General features: G+C 61.6%; 25 protein-coding genes. 11 read left to right on the top strand and 14 right to left on the bottom strand.

The window, feature by feature from the left end; genetic code table 11:
• Nucleotide 1: 1 nt before the first annotated feature.
• From ACWKWX_RS14240 to ACWKWX_RS14175, 14 genes are all read right to left on the bottom strand, one after another.
• Nucleotides 2-241: a Bbp19 family protein gene (locus ACWKWX_RS14240; protein WP_483828119.1), complete on the bottom strand. Its 240-nt coding sequence runs from the start codon at nucleotides 239-241 to the stop codon at nucleotides 2-4.
• Nucleotides 238-1,845, bottom strand: a complete 1,608-nt coding sequence (locus ACWKWX_RS14235) for a portal protein (protein ID WP_483828118.1) — start codon at nucleotides 1,843-1,845, stop codon at nucleotides 238-240. Before ACWKWX_RS14235 ends, ACWKWX_RS14240 begins: the two co-directional genes overlap by 4 nt.
• Complete coding sequence (locus ACWKWX_RS14230; RefSeq protein WP_483828117.1) at nucleotides 1,842-2,072, bottom strand: hypothetical protein; 231 nt, start codon at nucleotides 2,070-2,072, stop codon at nucleotides 1,842-1,844. The genes ACWKWX_RS14235 and ACWKWX_RS14230 overlap by 4 nt, the downstream gene beginning before the upstream one ends.
• Nucleotides 2,073-2,075: 3 nt before the next feature.
• Entirely contained in the window at nucleotides 2,076-2,483 is a 408-nt protein-coding gene (locus ACWKWX_RS14225) for a hypothetical protein (protein WP_483828116.1), read from the bottom strand.
• Nucleotides 2,484-2,841: 358 nt separating this feature from the next.
• Nucleotides 2,842-3,102: a hypothetical protein gene (locus ACWKWX_RS14220; RefSeq protein WP_483828115.1), complete on the bottom strand. Its 261-nt coding sequence runs from the start codon at nucleotides 3,100-3,102 to the stop codon at nucleotides 2,842-2,844.
• 85 nt (nucleotides 3,103-3,187) lie between these two features.
• Complete coding sequence (locus ACWKWX_RS14215) at nucleotides 3,188-3,478, bottom strand: hypothetical protein (RefSeq protein ID WP_483828114.1); 291 nt, start codon at nucleotides 3,476-3,478, stop codon at nucleotides 3,188-3,190.
• Nucleotides 3,471-4,868, bottom strand: a complete 1,398-nt coding sequence (locus ACWKWX_RS14210) for a replicative DNA helicase (RefSeq protein WP_483828113.1) — start codon at nucleotides 4,866-4,868, stop codon at nucleotides 3,471-3,473. The genes ACWKWX_RS14215 and ACWKWX_RS14210 overlap by 8 nt, the downstream gene beginning before the upstream one ends.
• A complete protein-coding gene (locus tag ACWKWX_RS14205; RefSeq protein ID WP_483828112.1) occupies nucleotides 4,865-5,683 on the bottom strand; it encodes an ATP-binding protein in 819 nt (272 codons plus the stop codon). The genes ACWKWX_RS14210 and ACWKWX_RS14205 overlap by 4 nt, the downstream gene beginning before the upstream one ends.
• Complete coding sequence (locus ACWKWX_RS14200; RefSeq protein ID WP_483828111.1) at nucleotides 5,664-6,395, bottom strand: helix-turn-helix domain-containing protein; 732 nt, start codon at nucleotides 6,393-6,395, stop codon at nucleotides 5,664-5,666. The genes ACWKWX_RS14205 and ACWKWX_RS14200 overlap by 20 nt, the downstream gene beginning before the upstream one ends.
• Nucleotides 6,392-6,988, bottom strand: coding sequence for a hypothetical protein (locus ACWKWX_RS14195; RefSeq protein WP_483828110.1), 597 nt, complete (start codon nucleotides 6,986-6,988; stop codon nucleotides 6,392-6,394). Before ACWKWX_RS14195 ends, ACWKWX_RS14200 begins: the two co-directional genes overlap by 4 nt.
• Complete coding sequence (locus ACWKWX_RS14190) at nucleotides 6,985-7,740, bottom strand: Rha family transcriptional regulator (RefSeq protein ID WP_483828109.1); 756 nt, start codon at nucleotides 7,738-7,740, stop codon at nucleotides 6,985-6,987. Before ACWKWX_RS14190 ends, ACWKWX_RS14195 begins: the two co-directional genes overlap by 4 nt.
• Nucleotides 7,737-8,036: a hypothetical protein gene (locus ACWKWX_RS14185; protein ID WP_483828108.1), complete on the bottom strand. Its 300-nt coding sequence runs from the start codon at nucleotides 8,034-8,036 to the stop codon at nucleotides 7,737-7,739. Before ACWKWX_RS14185 ends, ACWKWX_RS14190 begins: the two co-directional genes overlap by 4 nt.
• The gene (locus ACWKWX_RS14180) at nucleotides 8,033-8,356 is read right to left on the bottom strand and encodes a hypothetical protein (protein WP_483828107.1); all 324 of its coding nucleotides are present in this window, start codon (nucleotides 8,354-8,356) and stop codon (nucleotides 8,033-8,035) included. Before ACWKWX_RS14180 ends, ACWKWX_RS14185 begins: the two co-directional genes overlap by 4 nt.
• A 246-nt stretch (nucleotides 8,357-8,602) precedes the next feature.
• Entirely contained in the window at nucleotides 8,603-8,824 is a 222-nt protein-coding gene (locus ACWKWX_RS14175) for a Cro/CI family transcriptional regulator (protein WP_483828106.1), read from the bottom strand.
• Between the two features lie 107 nt (nucleotides 8,825-8,931).
• On the opposite strand from ACWKWX_RS14175, the gene ACWKWX_RS14170 reads away from it, so the two are divergent.
• The 11 genes from ACWKWX_RS14170 to fdxA all read left to right on the top strand — a co-directional run bounded on the left by ACWKWX_RS14170 (nucleotide 8,932) and on the right by fdxA (nucleotide 16,646).
• Complete coding sequence (locus ACWKWX_RS14170) at nucleotides 8,932-9,687, top strand: LexA family transcriptional regulator (protein WP_483828105.1); 756 nt, start codon at nucleotides 8,932-8,934, stop codon at nucleotides 9,685-9,687.
• An 81-nt stretch (nucleotides 9,688-9,768) separates the two neighbouring features.
• A complete protein-coding gene (locus ACWKWX_RS14165) occupies nucleotides 9,769-10,080 on the top strand; it encodes a response regulator transcription factor (protein WP_483828104.1) in 312 nt (103 codons plus the stop codon).
• Between the two features lie 114 nt (nucleotides 10,081-10,194).
• Nucleotides 10,195-10,353, top strand: a complete 159-nt coding sequence (locus ACWKWX_RS14160) for a hypothetical protein (RefSeq protein WP_483828103.1) — start codon at nucleotides 10,195-10,197, stop codon at nucleotides 10,351-10,353.
• Between the two features lie 14 nt (nucleotides 10,354-10,367).
• A complete protein-coding gene (locus tag ACWKWX_RS14155) occupies nucleotides 10,368-10,784 on the top strand; it encodes a hypothetical protein (RefSeq protein WP_483828102.1) in 417 nt (138 codons plus the stop codon).
• Entirely contained in the window at nucleotides 10,781-11,509 is a 729-nt protein-coding gene (locus ACWKWX_RS14150) for a hypothetical protein (protein ID WP_483828101.1), read from the top strand. The genes ACWKWX_RS14155 and ACWKWX_RS14150 overlap by 4 nt, the downstream gene beginning before the upstream one ends.
• 328 nt (nucleotides 11,510-11,837) lie before the next feature.
• On the top strand, nucleotides 11,838-11,984 hold the full coding sequence (locus ACWKWX_RS14145; RefSeq protein ID WP_483828100.1) for a hypothetical protein: 147 nt from the start codon (nucleotides 11,838-11,840) through the stop codon (nucleotides 11,982-11,984).
• A 38-nt stretch (nucleotides 11,985-12,022) separates the two neighbouring features.
• Entirely contained in the window at nucleotides 12,023-12,313 is a 291-nt protein-coding gene (locus ACWKWX_RS14140; protein WP_483828099.1) for a hypothetical protein, read from the top strand.
• 67 nt (nucleotides 12,314-12,380) lie between these two features.
• Nucleotides 12,381-12,584, top strand: coding sequence for a DUF4224 domain-containing protein (locus ACWKWX_RS14135; RefSeq protein ID WP_483828098.1), 204 nt, complete (start codon nucleotides 12,381-12,383; stop codon nucleotides 12,582-12,584).
• 3 nt (nucleotides 12,585-12,587) lie between these two features.
• On the top strand, nucleotides 12,588-13,565 hold the full coding sequence (locus ACWKWX_RS14130) for a tyrosine-type recombinase/integrase (protein ID WP_483828097.1): 978 nt from the start codon (nucleotides 12,588-12,590) through the stop codon (nucleotides 13,563-13,565).
• A gap of 50 nt (nucleotides 13,566-13,615) precedes the next feature.
• Complete coding sequence (mutS, locus tag ACWKWX_RS14125; protein WP_483828096.1) at nucleotides 13,616-16,183, top strand: DNA mismatch repair protein MutS; 2,568 nt, start codon at nucleotides 13,616-13,618, stop codon at nucleotides 16,181-16,183.
• A 139-nt stretch (nucleotides 16,184-16,322) separates the two neighbouring features.
• Entirely contained in the window at nucleotides 16,323-16,646 is a 324-nt protein-coding gene (fdxA, locus tag ACWKWX_RS14120) for a ferredoxin FdxA (RefSeq protein WP_012270863.1), read from the top strand.
• The last annotated feature ends 243 nt before the right edge of the window (nucleotides 16,647-16,889 follow it).

The following is a 16,889-nucleotide window of genomic DNA, read 5'->3' as shown; positions in this document are numbered from 1 at the left end:
GTCATTCCTCGTTGTGGTCTTGGTGCTCGAGCACGCCGTTTGCACGGTTGATGCGGAGCATGATGTGGTCGAGCACCTCGCGGTGCCCGGCCTGCATGTAGGTTTTCAGGATGGCGTCGATGCCGCCGCTGGTGACGGCGTTGCGGGCGAAGCGCTGGATCAGCAGGTCCAGGCACAGGCGCCCTTCGTGGTGATCCTCGAACACCCGCTTGAACATCGCGTCGATCTGCTCAGGGGTCATTGGTTGGCTACCTGCTTGATGGCTTCCTGGCCTGCGGACATCTGCAGTTGTTGCTGCACCGCCTGCTGTTGCTGCTGCTCCTGAGCTTGCTGCCGTTGATCACGCTTGGCCTGAACTGCGGCCTTGCTGCGGATGATCGAGGACGGCACGCCCAAGGCTTCACCACGGAATCTGGCAGCCTCGTCGAAGTCGATGTTGTCCAGCACGCTGGTGTCCTGAGTGCCGCCAGCCACCTGGATGGCACCGGCAACGAACTGGTCGATGGCGCCGACCTCCTCCAGTTTCTGGGCTCGGGCCAGCGGGCTGATGTACTTGACGGTGAACTCGCGGTTGCCCAGCGACTGCGGGGCGGCGGCGAACACGCCGGCACGGAAGGCCAGGCCGAAGCAGCGTTCAATCAGGGATTGCAGGTACTCAGCCTGCAGGCGACCGTACACCGGGCCCAGCAGCTGGCGGATCAGCGCCACACGCACGTTCACTTCGGTGGCCGTCATGGCCGGGCCGTCCTGAGGCTGCAGCTGGTCGGCCATCATCACCTTGCGGATCGAGGCGCGGAGCTGGTCGGCCTTGGTGAACGCCACGTTGAAGTCGGCGCCGGTCTGCAACGGCTTCATGCTGTCGACGCTGTTGGCCACGATGATCTTGCGCGGGCCCACCTTCACGGTGCGCGGGTTCAAGACACCGTCGTCCTCAGCGATCCACATGCCGGCGATGGCCAGGTCACAGTTGGCGAGCTCCATGCGCACCAGACTGTTCAGCGTGCGGGCGTCCGGCAGCGCCTCGCTGACCGGGCCGATGGCGTAGACGCTGTTCGGGATCTGCATCCAACGCGGCACCACCACGGGCATTTCGTGGTAGCCGCTCTCGCGCACCAGCTTCTTCTGCCCGACCTCGATGTGGTACGACGCCACCGGCATGTTCTTCGCCAGGCGGGCGCCGACCATGTAGGTGCTGCGCGGCTGGATGGCGTGCACGAACTCCAGCTGCTCGTCGGGCTTATCCTTGGCCAGCTTCTGCGCGGCCTGGCTCAGGTTCTCCAGGCCGAACTCGTTGGACGCCTGCTCGGCGGTCAGCTTGTAGCAGCGGTACACGATGTCGATCTTGCCGTCAGGCTTGGAGGTGGCGCAGTACACGCTGGAGATGGGCCAGAGCGCGAAGGTGAAGCCCCCGCGCTCGCGGTCCTCGTCGATGTACATGGCGAACCAGCCGGCGCACACCAGGTCGATCATCCCTTCGTACCCGGCGGCGTCGAAGTTCGCGGAGTGGATGTTTTCCCATAGCAGTTGGGCGCTGTCGTCCAACCACCGGCGCTCGTCGTCGCTTTCCTGCCCGACGTCCAGGTTGAACCATCGGGAGTTGGCCGGCGTCATGCCAGCCATGATTGCCGAGGCCTGCAGGCGCGTGGCGTCAGTGAGCGTCGAGTCGGCCAGGCGGGCAATTCGTGCCTGCACGTCCGTGGCGTCATTGAGGGTGGTGTCCAGGCCGTCACCGCGAATGGGGTACGTGTGGTCGAAGCAATCCCGCCACACAGGCTCATGTGGCTGGCGCAGCCCTTTGAGCGAGGTGAGGCGCTTGCAGATCTGGGCAGCGGGGGTTTCGTTCATGATCCCAGTGTGTCCTTGGTGGCGGCGGTGGACAGCAGGCTGCCACCAGTGGTGGCGGTGGTGGCCACGCCCTGGGCGCCGGCGGACGACAGCAGCGAGCTATCAGCCTTTCGGCGCTTTCTGGTCGCGGTCTCGGCGTTTGCCTTTGCGGCCGCCTCGTTGGCGGCTGCATCTGCCTCGGCAACGGGGTCGGTCGTTACGACCTTCGGGGTGGACTTGCTTCCCATGTTTCACTTCTCCGGGCACAGCCAGCCGTGCTCGGTGAGCTTCGGGGCTTTGAGAGTGGTGGGGTCGATTTCCTGGCTGGCGGTGGTGTTGGCGGCCTGCTCCTGTGCCAGGTCCGCATCGCCGTCGCCATTACCATCGGCACTTACGAACGGCTCGCCACCGGCGTTCAGGCGCTCCACCTCGGCCAGTGCTTCATCCTTGGTGCCGATGAAGTCACCGATCTTCACGGTCTTGCTGTCCACCAGGTCGGCGTTGTTGTCGATGACGACATAACGGCCGCCACCACGGTGCTCAATGGCATACGCGGTGACCGCCTGGCTGGCGGTGGTGTTGGCGGTGGTGTTGGCGGTGGAAGTGTTGGCGTTGGGATCGCCGGGGGTTTGAATGTTCAGGTCTGGTGCTGGGGGCATGGCTCGGGCCTCGTCATGGGGGATGAACGAGGCCAAGCATCAAGGGTTGAAGGTGTCGGTTTCCCGACTATTGCGCGGTCTGGGCTGGCAATTCCTTATGCTTTTGAGTGATATGCCCACCAGTCGCTTACCGCGACCATGGGCAGTGCTGTGCGTTCTCGGCCAAGCACCCGGCACCAGAAAGCGACAAGACGCTCGCCCTCCGTATACCTGGGCTCGGCCCCTTGCTTCCATCCCAGAAGGGTGGTTCTTGCCACCCGGATTGAATCAGCTACCGATTGAGGCGAGTAACCAGCACGGGACAGGCTGGTGATGATCTGGAACCAGTCCACTCGAAGCTCGGCGGCGGACCCCATGCTCAGCCCCCAAACGCGCGCGCACGCGAGGCAGGCAGCGATTTTCGTCCATCAATCCCCATCCTGATCGTGTTGCTCATCTCGGCAATGACATCGGCAAACGAAATCATCGGCTTTTTCGATTCATCGAACTGCGGCGGATAGACGGCGCGTCGGCAACCCAGTAGCGACTCTGGCTCTCCCGGCTGCTCAAGGCTCGCATCGGCGCAAATCAGGACCCAGCCATCGACCAGCGGGTACACGTACCATTTCAGAATTGGCATGCGAGCTCTCCCTGTCCGAGGTAAGCGCTGGCCGCCAGGACGGCCCAGAAGGCTGCGGCGCATGCCGTGCAGATGATCGCTATCTTCATGCAGCCCTCCGTGGCGGGGTTGGGTCGCGGTCAAGACCGAACAGCTCGCGCAGGAGCTTATCGGCCTGCTTGCTCTTGGCGTTGCCCTCAACAATCCATGCCTTGGCATACGCCTCGAAACCAACGTTGGCCCTTGACTCATGCCATTCCACGACGATGTCCATCAGGGCGGCAGCGGCAAGTCGCCCGTGGGTCTCCTCCAGCAGCATCCGATTGCCAGCCTTGAGAAACTTGCACTCGATGGCGGTGAGGTTCTTTCGCGGCAGCGCCGCAGTTACGTTACCCATGGTTCTTTCTCCCCTTGGCGCGGTCGGCGAAGGAGCGGCCCTGCTCCACCTCCTCCCAGTTCGGCTCTCGGCCGGCGAAATTGACGAATCGGGCGTACTGGCCCTGGCGCTGCACAAGACACGACCCTGTCGGCGCCTGGCGGCCCTTGTCGAGAATCAGCTCGGTGACGCCCTGCTGCCCGGCCTCCGACTCAGGATCATGGTGCACAAGGATCACCGCGTCGGCGTCCTGCTCGATCTGGCCAGAGTCGCGCAAGTCGCTGGACTTCGGCTTCTTGTCGGGCCGACCGGCCGGGTTGCGGTTTAGCTGCGCCAGCACCAGCAGCGGAACATCCAGTTCTTTGGCAAGGTTCTTCATGGCGATCGACACCTTGGCCACCGCGTCGGCGCGGTTCTGCGCCTTCGCATCAGTGCCCACCAGCCCCAGGTAGTCGACCATCAAGATATCGAGCCCCTTCTCCCGCTTTAGGCGGCGCGCCTCCATGCGGATGGCGCCCATGGTCAGGCCCGGGGTGTCGTTCAGATAGAGCTCCGCCTCGTTGATCTTGCCGGCGGCGACGGTGATACGCCCCCACTCCTCGCCGTCCAGGCACTTCACCTCCTCCATGCGGCGCAGGTCGATGCCGCCCTGAGAGGCGATGGTGCGGACGGTCAGCTCCTCCTCGCCCATCTCCAAGGAGATGACCAGGCCGACCCCGCGCCCGCGGATCGCCACATGGTTGACGATCTGCAGCCCGAGCATCGTCTTGCCGCTGGCAGGCCGGCCGGCGATCACGACCATGCTCTTGGGGCGCAGGAAGCCGATCAGCTTGTCCAGGTCGACCAGCCCCGTGGAAAGCTTCGGCGGGGCCTTGTCGTTCAGTACGTCATCCATGTTGTCGAGGACCTTGGGGATCACATCGGCCATGCGCTTATAACCGGCCTTGCCAGCCGACTGCAGGTCGCGCAGGTCAGCCATGGCCTGCTGGGCCTCGGTAATGATCTGCGGGGCCGGCGTGCCCTCCTTGACCTGGTGCGCAGCCATCTGACCGATCTCGATGATCCGGCGCAGCACCGCCCACTCCCGCACATGCCGCGCGTAGACCAAGGCGTTGGCCGTAGAGGGCACGTTGTTACTGATGGTGGCCGCATAGACTAGGGTTTGCTCCCCGCTGGGCAGCGAGCGCTGGACGGCGGACACGGTGACCGGGTCGACGGGCATTCCTTGCGCCAGGCAATCGCTGATCGTGTCGAAGAGCGCGGCGTTGTCCAGGTGGTAGAAGTCCGCCGAGGTCAGTTGGCCAACGATGTCGTCCATCAGCCCCCGGTTACCATCCAGCGATGCAAGCATGATGGCCCCCAGCACGCCGTGTTCGGCCTCGGGCAGGTACAGCTCCCGCACTTGGCTCATACGCTCGCCCTCGCAGATGCCCAGGTGAAGCCAACGGCCTTGCCGCCTCCCTGGCGCAGCCGGTCAATGGCGCGCTCGCCAATGTAGGCCTTCAAGTCCTCCACCAGCAGGTTCGACACCACCACCGTGGGCAGGATCAGTTGATAGCGACGGTCGATCACCTCATGGACCAGGCCCAGTTCGTATTCGCTACCGCGCTGGGCGCCGACCTCATCAATGACTAGCAGATCAGCGTCCGCCAGCTCGTTGATCACGTCGCGCTCGTTGTAGGTCGCGCCCTTGGCCATCGTGCCCTTTGCCACCCGGACGATCTCAGCGACGGGCACCACCCGGGCCTTGACGCCGTGCTGCCGGATCACGGCTTGGGCCATACCCGATGCGAGGTGCGTCTTGCCGGTGCCCACACCACCCGCGAGGATCAGCGAGCGACCGGCCAGGAAGTTCTCTTCGAAGCGGTCAACGTAGGCCCGGCACGTCTCCAGGGCCTTCACCTTCTGCGGTTCGCCACCGGTCACGAACGTCTCCAGCGTGCAGTCACGGAAGCGCGGCGTGATACCAGAGGCCACCAGCAGGGCGTTCAGGCGTTCGGCGCCCCTGCGCGATTTCTCGGCCTTGTGGGCCAGGCTGTCGACTGGCGCAGCGTTCAGTGCCTCCCAGTTGCAGCTCGGGCAACCAGTGGCCAGCCAGGTGCCATCGAACTGCTCTACGTGCACGTTGATGAATGGCGCGTGCCCAGCGTGGGGGCAGTTTTCCCGCAAGGTCTCGCGATCATCAGTGCGAGGCGCCGGGCTGAAGTTAGAAGTTTGCTTGGCCATCTGGCGTCTCCTGATACATGTCGGCGGTGTGCTGGGGCAGGTTGTTGTAGGCGCTGGTTTTGGCAGAGCCTGGCGTCAACTCATCCTCCCAGCGCTTGCCGTTCAGCCAGGTGGCCGGGTGCGGGATGTACAGGCCGCCGCTCTTGAGCCAATCGATGCTGGTGCACTGTTTGGCCAGGGCCTTGGCGATCACAGCGAACAGGTCTGTGGTGACCTTGAGTTTGTTCCAAGCCTTCTCGGCGGCGGCCTTATTCGCTTTGCGGGGGTACAGCTTCCAGAACACTTCGAACTCCACCAATGCCTGTTCACCTTTCGCCATAGGTTTAGGTTCATTGACTGGTTCAAAAGAGTGACTGGTTCTGGTGCTTTCTGGGCCTACACCCCCTGTGCTTTCTGGGCCTACACCTGTGCTTTCTGGGCCTACAGGGGGGCTGTTTTGGCCTATACCCCGAAGGTTCAGGTGATACAGGTTTGTCGAGTTGCCTTTGGGGCCGTCACGGTTCTCGATTCGGAGAAGCCCTTGAGCCTCCAACTGCTTGATATGCTTACGGACAGTGCTGCGATCAATCTCACATTGGTCAGCGATATGCTGGTAGGACGGCCAGCACTCGCCCTGGTCGCTGGCGTTGTCGGCCAGCTTGACCAACACCAGCTTGCGCAGAGGGTTTCCGACTTTTGTCTTCATGGCCTTGACCATCAGATCCATGCTCATTGCAGGGTCTCCGAGCCAGGGGCGTTGGCTATCGGGGTTTCGCGGGCGTGAGTCAACGCAACACCGCCAGACAGCCTTTCGATCAGGACCGTGAGCGCGCCCAAGGCATCAAGCGAGTGAGCGCGGGCAAGATCCAGCTCAATCAGCTGCGGACAGTTCCCCTTGATGTGCTCGTGCGACCGACTGACGTAGTTGAACCCGACCTGGGCCAAATCCGCAGTCGGAACCCCCTTAAACGCCTCGGGTGGGAGTGGTCTGATCGCAGGAGGCCTCACTGGAATAGGCAGGGTTTTGAGCTCAACCCCACCCATCAGGCACTGCCGCTGATGCGCGAGGTGGTCGGCGGAAACGGTCTGCACGTCATGCCCCGTCCTGCGCCTGAACATCACCGCCAAAGCCATGCACGCTTCCACCAGGCCAACGTGGGTTTCGTCGCGTAGATGGATCTCGCCACCCTCTTCGAGCACTTCCACCGCGTTCGCCAAATTCTCGAAGGCCGTCAGCATGAGCGCGGCGTCTTCGAACTTTTCGAAGAAAGTCTCGTTGATGACTTCAGCAACGGGCGTCTTTGGAAAATCGATCACTTTGCTCATGGCTTGACCTTCTGGACCAGGCGGAACCGGCCTTCAAAATATGGGTGGGTTGCCTGGGTGGCAGATTCCATCTGGCACTCGCTGACAAAGCGCTTGAACGCAGCAGTGACGAGGGTTTTAGTCCAGACCATGTACTGGCTGCCCTTGGCATCCTCATGGCCGTTGCGGACCATGCCAGCGGGGTTTGGCTGGTGCGGCCAGGACTTCAGCACGTAATCGACCAGCGGCCCCGATAGCCCATACCGCTCGTTCATCACAGCCTTCACGCCGGTCAGAGAAAGGCAGTTCTGTGGGCAGTAGTCCCAGACGTGGAAGCGACCAAGGTTGTCCACCTTTCGCTCATGCTCATCTAGGCGAACCTCCACCCGCTCCAGGGCGGCCTGCTGCTCGCGCTGCTGGCGCTCCATCTCCACCAGGTGGTTGGCATTAGCCGCGGTGATCTCGGCCTGGGTCATCGGGCGGGCGGCCTTTTCCTCAAGCTCCTGCCAGCGATCAACCAGCCTGGCAGTGAACTCGGGGCTGAGCTGGGCGACTACGACGAAGCTGTCACGCTTGTTCACGTGGTAGACAGACTCGGTGCGTGGACGGCCAATTGAGTCGGTTGATGGTTCGTCCACCATTGGTGGTTGGACAATCACTCGCTTTTCCACCAGCCGCTCGATGGTGCGTTTGACGCTGTCGTGACGAGAACCGACCAGATCGGCGATCTCTTGGGAGGACATGGTGGGGGCGTTACTGGCGACCACATTCATTTGCCGGCCACCCCGCGCGCGCCACGATTTGATGAGGTGCCGTTTTGTGGCGCGCACGGGCCTTCAGCGATTACCTTGAAGTGATCGATTGCGCTATCCACGCCTGCAAACCCCGTGTCATCCAGGAACTTTGCAAGCCCCGCGAGAGCGGCAGCGTGACGCCCGCCGTCATGTGCGTAGCTCAATTGAATTGCTCCAGCCAGGGCCGCAAGCCAAACCAGTTGATCCTTGGCCGCCAGCAACTGAAATTCAGCCTCTGCCGCAAGGTCTACCAGGGAATTATTGGGGCTAGTCATTGGGCACCGCCTTGCGCGCCATCGCGCTGATCTTCAAGGCTCTGCCGAGCGGACCTGTTCAGTGTGGACACCACGTCAGCGAGAAAACCCAAGGCGCGGACCTCCGCGCAGTAGGCGATCTCGCCGTTGTTGATGCAATCGTCCAACCGGCCACAGAGCTGACTGATGCCTTCCGCCAGGTCATGCGCCAGCTTGAGGCCCTCAATCAGATCCTGGCCTTCCCGGATACCCAGCAAATCACTGTTCTGCCCGCCAAACGCGAAGGCAGAGAGCTTGGGGAGTTGCGCTGCTGGTTCGTCAATGGTATTTTCGAGGTGCATGAAGTCGTCTCCTAAGGACGAAGAAGTACCAAAGGTCCCCGGCAAGGGACCGGTTTAAAGAAACCCGCCGGCAAGCGGGTTTTCTGCTTTCTGGGATTCAGAAAGTCAGATTTGTTTGTGCTGGCAATGACTTAAAACCGCATTGCGCAACCACGATGTGCTTTCGATTCGCAGTCCAAAATCCCCTCCCAACAGCCTTTCCTGTATAAAAAAACAGGTACTTTGAGCGCTGATGCTTTTAGCCCCTCAGGGATTATCATTCTTCCCAGTTGCACGACTGATCGTGCGGCGCTGCCCAGGGAAGGGTTTTTCCTCAATGGCGGAAATTCCGCCATCAGGCTGCTCAATCACAAAGATCAAGCGCCCCTCTCGAATGGCTTTGCTCAGCGAGCCTTGACTCATGTTGAGTCGGCTGGCGGTTTGCGCATGACGCTTGGCCGCATACTCGGCAAGTGGAATACGTTGCACCTGGCTATCTCCAGATTTTTAATCTATGCAAATAGTGCTCGCGGGATTTTTTAATGTCAATGCTCGCGGGATTTGTATTTAAATCCCGCCAGACATATGGTGCGCGAATGAAGAAAAAAGACCTCTCTCCAGTTGCATTACAGGAATGCGCGGCGCTCAAGGAAATTTTCATGAGCCGACGCAAAGAGCTCGGCCTGACCCAGGAAAAAGCCGCCGCGATCCTCGGGATGAATCAGGGCTCGTTCAGTCATTACCTAAATGGCCGGAACGCCCTGAACACACCTTTTGCCGTGCAGGTTGCGCAGATGCTGCAAGTTCCTGTGGAGAGCTTCAGCCCGCGCCTCGCCAGGCTCATTGAGCAAATGACCAAGGCCGTTTCTGGCGAAAGTCTGGCAGACATGCATCGAGGTGAGCGGGAGGAGATCGAGAACGTAGCCCCGGTCAGACAGCCATGGAAAGCCCCAAGGAGATACCCACTGATTAGCTGGATAGCCGCAGGGGAAAGGGCTGAATCCCCAGATAGCCTGGGTTCTCTGAACAGCGTCGAGTATTTGGAGACGACTGAAAACGCAGGCGAGCACGGCTACTGGCTGGTCGTGCGCGGGCCATCCATGACCGGGTCTGGATCGCCCAGCTTTCCTGAAGGTACCCGCATTTTGATCAGGCCAGAGGGTTTCGATCTGGTCAGTGGCAAATACTACGTCGCCCGTCACCGGGATGGGGAAATGACGTTCAAGCAGTATCTGTACGATGTGGGCGCTCAGTACCTGGTGCCACTGAATTCATCGTTCAAGGCCATCGAGATGGACGAAAACTGGGCAATTATCGGCCGAGTCGTCGACGCAAAAATCCCCGGTCTGTAGAAAATAGTGCCGCAGGGATTGACTTAACCTAGTGCCGCGAGCACTATTCGCCCATCTTCCACGGATTATGGGCCTTCAATCATGCAGATCATCACCTTCGGACACCTGTGCGCACCTGTCGGAAAAGGTCTTGCGCCGCGCGAACTCGAATGCCTCCTTGCCGTAGCTGGCGGTCAAACTGACAAGCAAATAGCTCAGCGTAACGGCCTATCCCCGCGCTCTATCAAGGGCCGCATCGAATCTGTGATGCACAAACTCGGCGTGTTCAAGCGTTCGGCTCTCGTCGCCGAAGCGTTCCGCCGCGGGCTCATCATATCGAGCTCGGCATTGGTGCCAAATCCAGACCATCAGCACCAAGAAAAGCCAAACAACGAAGGCGTGCTGCTGGCGTAAGTAGCGGCGTGCGCCTGGTCGCGGGCGCAGTCCGGTGATGTAGCCAACACACCTCCCAACATTTTTTGCGAATGCCAACAACGCGGCCGGGGATCGGCTTGCCTGGAGAAAACCATGGAAACCTATGAGGAGAGCTGGCCAGAGACTGCGAGCCGCGCCGAAGTGCTGCGAGAGCTGGCTAAGCATGACGTTGATGTAGACGAGTTTTTCGAAGATCTCGGCATTCGCGACGAGTACAAGTCGGCTGATGTTTTGGCGTGGCTGGGCTATTAAAAATGGAGCGTCCCATGATTACCAATCGAGTCACCATCGTTCTCAAGGCCCGCCAAGGCGAGGATCTCGCTGACCTGCTTCCATTCCTGCGCCTGGGGTCGACAGTCGTTGTCGGAAGAAAGGGGGCCGTTATCTGCGCGGCCTCCGACAGCGACCAGATCGAGCAGGCGCACCTGCTGGAAAATCAGCTGGTTCTCGCAGAGGCCGCAATCAAGCGCGGGGTTCGCCAGGGTCGCGGCCTGCGCATCGACGACTGGATCGCCACCGTAGCCAATGCCCGCCGCTACGAGTTCCTGCGCGACCACGCCTTGCAGACCGGCAATGCCAACGTGCCCATGGTGCGCAGCGGCATCGGCGCCCCGTTCAGGGGCGATGCCTTGGATGAACTCATGGACTTATTCCTAGCCCAGCACCAGGAGGTGCAATCATGAAGCGCCGCGAGATCAACCAAGCGACCCTGCCAGCCATTGGCCAGCCCCTCGCCGGCGGATTTTATGCCGGGCGGATCTTCTTCGATGGTGCCGAATACGCCCTGATCGACGCTGGACGGGAATACGAATGCGAGGCCCATTGGTGGGACCGATCCGGCCCGCGGCCGCGCATTCGTGGCGCCACATCCCGATTCGACGGGCTGGCCAATACCAAGGCCATGGCCGAGGAAGGCAGTGCAATCGCCACGAAAGTCCTTGCCTTGAACGTGCGCGGCACCTGGGGCTGGCACATCCCGTCGATCGAGGAGTTGCAGGTAATTCGCTCAAACCTGCTCCAGCTACCCGACTGGGATCATCGCATGTGCAACCACGCGCCGCAGGCCTTCAGCAGTCATCAGTACTGGTCCAGCACCCAAAAGGAGAATGCCGCGACCGCCTGGCTGATGGGCATGTACCCGTGGGCCATCCCTGACACTAACTGGGTGTCAGGATGCAATGGGGTGCGGCCCGCGAAGGTGTTGAAGATCAAGGATACGCCCTTCGTTCACGCGCCACATTTGAACGACCCTGAAATCGTGGCGCCAGATCTGACTGGATTGGCTGATTCGCCATTGGTTGCTGAGGTGCTGGGCCGCTTTGTGAACGAGGATGCTGGGCGGTTCTACGGCCGCGCCGATGACCTGGTGACCGAGCTGGCCAAGATTGCGGGAGGGGCACGGCCATGATGAAAACTTGGGCCATCACCCTCCTATTGCTTGTGGCAACGGGGGCCAGTGCCAGCCGAGACGCCCCAGTCACGGAGGAGCTGAACGTTATCAGCGTCCAGCACGACAAGCAGCGCCAGGTCACTTGCTGGGTGCTGAACGGGGTTGGTATCAGCTGCCTGCCAGATAGTTCGCTCTCGCAGCAGGCCGCCACCTCAAGCAAGGCTGGCCGGGCCTCCCAGGCCAGCGACGAGGCTGAAAACCTGCCACAGCAGGCCGCCCCGCTCCCACAGAACGAGAGGATCCAGCTATGAACCGCCAACCAAACGGAGCACTCGGACACCGCCTCATGCTGTTGTGGCAATTGCTCCAGCAGCCCACCACCACGTTTGGCGAAGTGCTGACCCTGTCAGCCGCCTGCGGCATCGACGGCCGCCAGGTGCTGGCCGACCACTTTGCAGCGCCTGCGGTAACCGTCAGCAGCCTGGAGGCATAGCCGTGGGCAGAACAGTTCTTCGCGCACGACGAGACGGCGTGTCGTATTACCTAAACACCGAGTCATCCTCGCCCGCAACGGGCCACAGGAACCGATACCGGCTGTTCAAGACGACTGACTTTGGTCGCAACAAAGCCGGATGGGTGCAGGTCGGCTCAATTGCCGGGCAGGCCCTGATCGCCATCGCATCCGAGGCCGAGCAGTTCGATGCCTGTGTCGCTGCTTTCGAGAGCAAGAAGCCGCGCCCCTATGCGCAGCACGGGAAAATCCGTGGCGCGCCTGGGCCATGGGAGGGTGAAGCATTCCCCGTAAGGCGATCCGGTGCCTGATGCGCCGCCCCAATGCAGCCGCCTGCCGTGCCCAGGTGAAAAGTTACGGCGCGGGATGGAGATAGCTATGTTTTTAACAGCAGAAGAAGTTGCCGAGTTGACCGGCTACGTGAAGGTGTCAGCCCAGATCAAATGGCTGGAAGCGGAAAAGTACGGGTTTGCAATTGGCGGCGATGGTCGGCCGAAAGTTCTTAGGGAGGTTGTCCTGGGGCGCCTCGGCGGAGTTCAACAGCGCAAAGGGCCGGAACTTCGGCTTGGACGAGGGAAGTAAAAAATGCGGCCGCGTAAAACTAATCGTCACCTACCCGCGTGCATGTATCAAAAGCATGGCGCTTATTACCTGGTGCGCAAGGGAAAGTGGGAAAGACTGGACTCTGATTATCAGCTCGCGCTTATCGCGTATGCGAAGCGGGTTGGCGCGCCAGCAGGTGGCGGAATGGCCGAGTTGATAGACACGGCCCTGAAGCACATGACCAAGAAGCTGAAGCCTAACACCATCAAACAGTACGAAGCTGCCGCCGCTAGGTTGAAGGAGTACCTTGCTGAGTTTGAGCCGCGCGAAGTGCTTCCGCGTCACGTGGCGGCCCTGAAGATGCACATGGAAGACACGCCGAACATGGCAAATCGCGTGATTTCCTTCTTGCGCATGGTGTTTGCTTACGCCCTTGAGCAGCAGTTGGTCGATTCAAACCCATGTACCGGAATCCGCCGACATGAAGAAAGGAAGCGCGACAGGTACGTGACCCACGGCGAGTTCCAAGCCATCTGTGCGGCCGCGTCGGAGAACATGCGGGTGATTTACGAAATGTGCTACCTGACCGGGCAGCGGATCGGCGACGTACTGGCCATTCGACTGGCGGATATCAGCGATGAGGGCATCGCCTTTTCTCAGCAGAAGACCGGCGCCAGACTGGTCGTGCGCATGACCCCTGATCTTGAGGCCCTTATAAAGCGCATCAAGGCCCTGCCGCGCAGGGTTCGAGGACTGACGCTGTTCACCGCGCGGAGCCATGGAAAGCCCATCAGCTATGAGACGGTTAAAGACGCCTTCGCCACTCACCGCAGGAAGGCTGGCGTGGAGAACGTCACGATTCACGACCTGAGGGCGAAGTCACTTACCGACACCGACAAGCAAGGCAACGACGCCCAGAAGCTTGGTGGCCATACCGATGCGAAGATGACCAAGCGTTATCTGCGCCTACGCGAAATCGACGTGGCACAGCCTCCAGCAATGCCGAAAGAAAGCCTGTAGTATTAGACAATTCGCAATTGTCTAATAGACACACAGCTCCAAGGCCTTGAATGTCCAGTCTTTCCGAACACACACCAATGATGCAGCAGTACTGGAAGCTGAAGAACCAGCATCCGGATCAGTTGATGTTCTACCGCATGGGCGATTTCTACGAGATCTTCTACGAAGACGCGAAGAAAGCGGCCAAGTTGCTGGATATCACCCTCACGGCCCGCGGCCAGTCGGCGGGGCAGTCGATTCCCATGTGTGGCATTCCGTACCACGCTGCCGAGGGCTACCTGGCCAAGCTGGTGAAGCTGGGCGAGTCGGTGGTCATCTGCGAACAGGTGGGCGACCCGGCCACCAGCAAGGGCCCGGTGGAACGCCAGGTGGTGCGCATCATCACCCCCGGCACGGTCAGCGACGAGGCCTTGCTGGACGAGCGCCGCGATAATCTGATTGCCGCGGTGCTGGGCGATGAGCGTCTGTTCGGCCTGGCGGTGCTGGACATCACCAGCGGCAATTTCTCGGTGCTGGAGATCAAGGGCTGGGAAAGCCTGTTGGCCGAGCTTGAGCGCATCAATCCGGTTGAGCTGCTGATCCCCGATGACTGGCCCCAGGGCCTGCCGGCGGAAAAGCGCCGTGGTTCGCGCCGCCGCGCGCCGTGGGACTTCGAGCGTGACACCGCGCACAAGAGCCTGTGCCAGCAGTTCTCCACCCAGGACCTCAAGGGTTTTGGCTGCGAGAACCTGACCCTGGCCATCGGCGCCGCCGGCTGCCTGCTGGGCTACGCCAAGGAAACCCAGCGCACCGCCCTGCCCCACCTGCGCAGCCTGCGCCACGAGCGCCTGGATGACACCGTGGTGCTGGATGGAGCCAGCCGTCGCAACCTGGAGCTGGACACCAACCTGGCGGGCGGGCGCGACAACACCCTGCAATCGGTGATCGACCGTTGCCAGACTGCCATGGGCAGCCGCCTGCTGACCCGCTGGCTGAACCGCCCGCTGCGCGACCTGAAGGTGCTGCAGGCGCGCCAGAGCTCGATCCGCTGCCTGCTGGAGGGCTACCGTTTCGAAAGCCTGCAGCCACAGCTGAAAGAAATCGGCGACATCGAGCGCATTCTCGCCCGCATCGGCCTGCGCAACGCCCGCCCGCGCGACCTGGCGCGCCTGCGCGACGCGCTGGCGGCGCTGCCGGACCTGCAAGTGGCGATGTCCGACCTGGAAGCGCCGCACCTGGCGCTGCTGGCGACCATCGCTGGCACCTACCCGGAGCTGGCCGACCTGCTGGCCAAGGCCATCATCGACAACCCGCCGGCGGTCATCCGTGACGGCGGCGTGCTCAAGACCGGCTACGACAGCGAGCTGGACGAGCTGCTGGCCCTGAGCGAGAACGCCGGCCAGTTCCTGATCGACCTGGAGGCACGCGAGAAAGCCCGCACTGGCCTGGCCAACCTGAAGGTCGGCTACAACCGCGTGCACGGCTACTTCATCGAGCTGCCCAGCAAGCAGGCCGAGCAGGCGCCAGCGGACTACATCCGCCGCCAGACCCTGAAAGGCGCCGAGCGCTTCATCACCCCGGAGCTGAAAGAGTTCGAGGACAAGGCGCTGTCGGCGAAAAGCCGCGCCCTGGCCCGCGAGAAGATGCTCTACGACGCGCTGCTTGAAAACCTCATCGGCCACCTGCCACCGCTGCAGGACACCGCCGCGGCCCTGGCCGAGCTGGACGTGTTGAGCAACCTGGCCGAGCGCGCGCTGAACCTGGACCTCAACTGCCCGGTATTCGTCGACGAGCCCTGCCTGCGCATCAACCAGGGCCGCCACCCGGTGGTGGAACAGGTGCTGACCACGCCGTTCGTGGCCAACGACCTGAGCCTGGACAACGACACCCGCATGCTGGTGATCACCGGCCCGAACATGGGCGGTAAATCCACCTACATGCGCCAGACCGCGCTGATCGTGCTGATGGCCCACATCGGCAGCTTCGTGCCGGCCGCCGGCTGCGAGCTGTCGCTGGTGGACCGTATCTTCACCCGTATCGGCTCCAGCGACGACCTGGCCGGCGGGCGCTCGACCTTCATGGTGGAAATGAGCGAAACTGCCAACATCCTCCACAACGCCACAGACAAGAGCCTGGTGCTGATGGACGAAGTGGGCCGCGGCACCAGCACCTTCGACGGCCTGTCGCTGGCCTGGGCCGCCGCCGAGCGCCTGGCGCAACTGCGCGCCTACACGCTGTTTGCCACGCACTATTTCGAATTGACGGTACTGCCGGAAAACGAACCGCTGGTCGCCAACGTGCACCTGAGCGCCACCGAGCACAAGGAGCGCATCGTGTTCCTGCACCACGTGCTGCCCGGCCCTGCCAGCCAGAGCTACGGCCTGGCCGTGGCGCAGTTGGCCGGCGTGCCGAACCCAGTGATCGCCCGCGCCAAGGAACACCTGGGCCGCCTGGAAACAGCGAGCCTGCCACACGAACCAGTCGCCAGCGCCCCGGGCCAACCCCAGGTACCGCACCAGAGTGACCTGTTCGCCAGCTTGCCGCACCCGGTGCTGGAGCAACTCAGCAAGACCGACATTGATGGCCTGACGCCACGTCAAGCAATCGAATTGCTCTATACACTGAAGACTCGGATCTAACGCAGCAGCGCACAAGCTGATAGAATCCCGCGCGGTTTGGGAATGCCACGGGCTCTTAGCCTGGTCCGCCGGCTGACCAGCCCAAACCAAGCGGCCCTGGATCAGGGGCTTCGCTGCCGCCTTGAGGAGATATTTTGAAATGACCTTCGTCGTCACCGACAACTGCATCAAGTGCAAATACACCGACTGCGTCGAAGTCTGTCCGGTGGACTGCTTCTACGAAGGCCCGAACTTCCTGGTAATTCACCCGGATGAGTGCATCGATTGCGCACTGTGCGAGCCTGAGTGCCCTGCCCAAGCCATTTTCTCTGAAGACGAAATCCCGGCCGGGATGGAGAACTTCATCGAGTTGAACGCCGAGCTGGCAGAGGTCTGGCCCAACATCACCGAGCGCAAGGATGCCCTGCCTGACGCTGAAGAGTGGGACGGCAAGACCGGCAAGATCGCTGACCTGGAGCGCTAAGGCGTTCGAGGTTGCAGAAAAAGGCCCCGTGAAGGGGCTTTTTTTTTGCGTGCTGCGCACGCCCGGCACCAGCCATCCAAGTTGTAGCCCACGGCTGATCGAACGCATGATCTGGCTTCTGATTTTGATCTGGCTTCTGATTTTGATCTGGCTGTTGATCTTGATCTGCTTTTGATCTGGCTCTTGATCTTGATTGTATGCCCCGTAAAGCGCCCGGGCCGACTGGAGGCGTCGATCAACGGG

Source organism: Pseudomonas imperatae (assembly GCF_057128625.1).
This window is presented reverse-complemented; position numbering and strand designations above follow the sequence as displayed.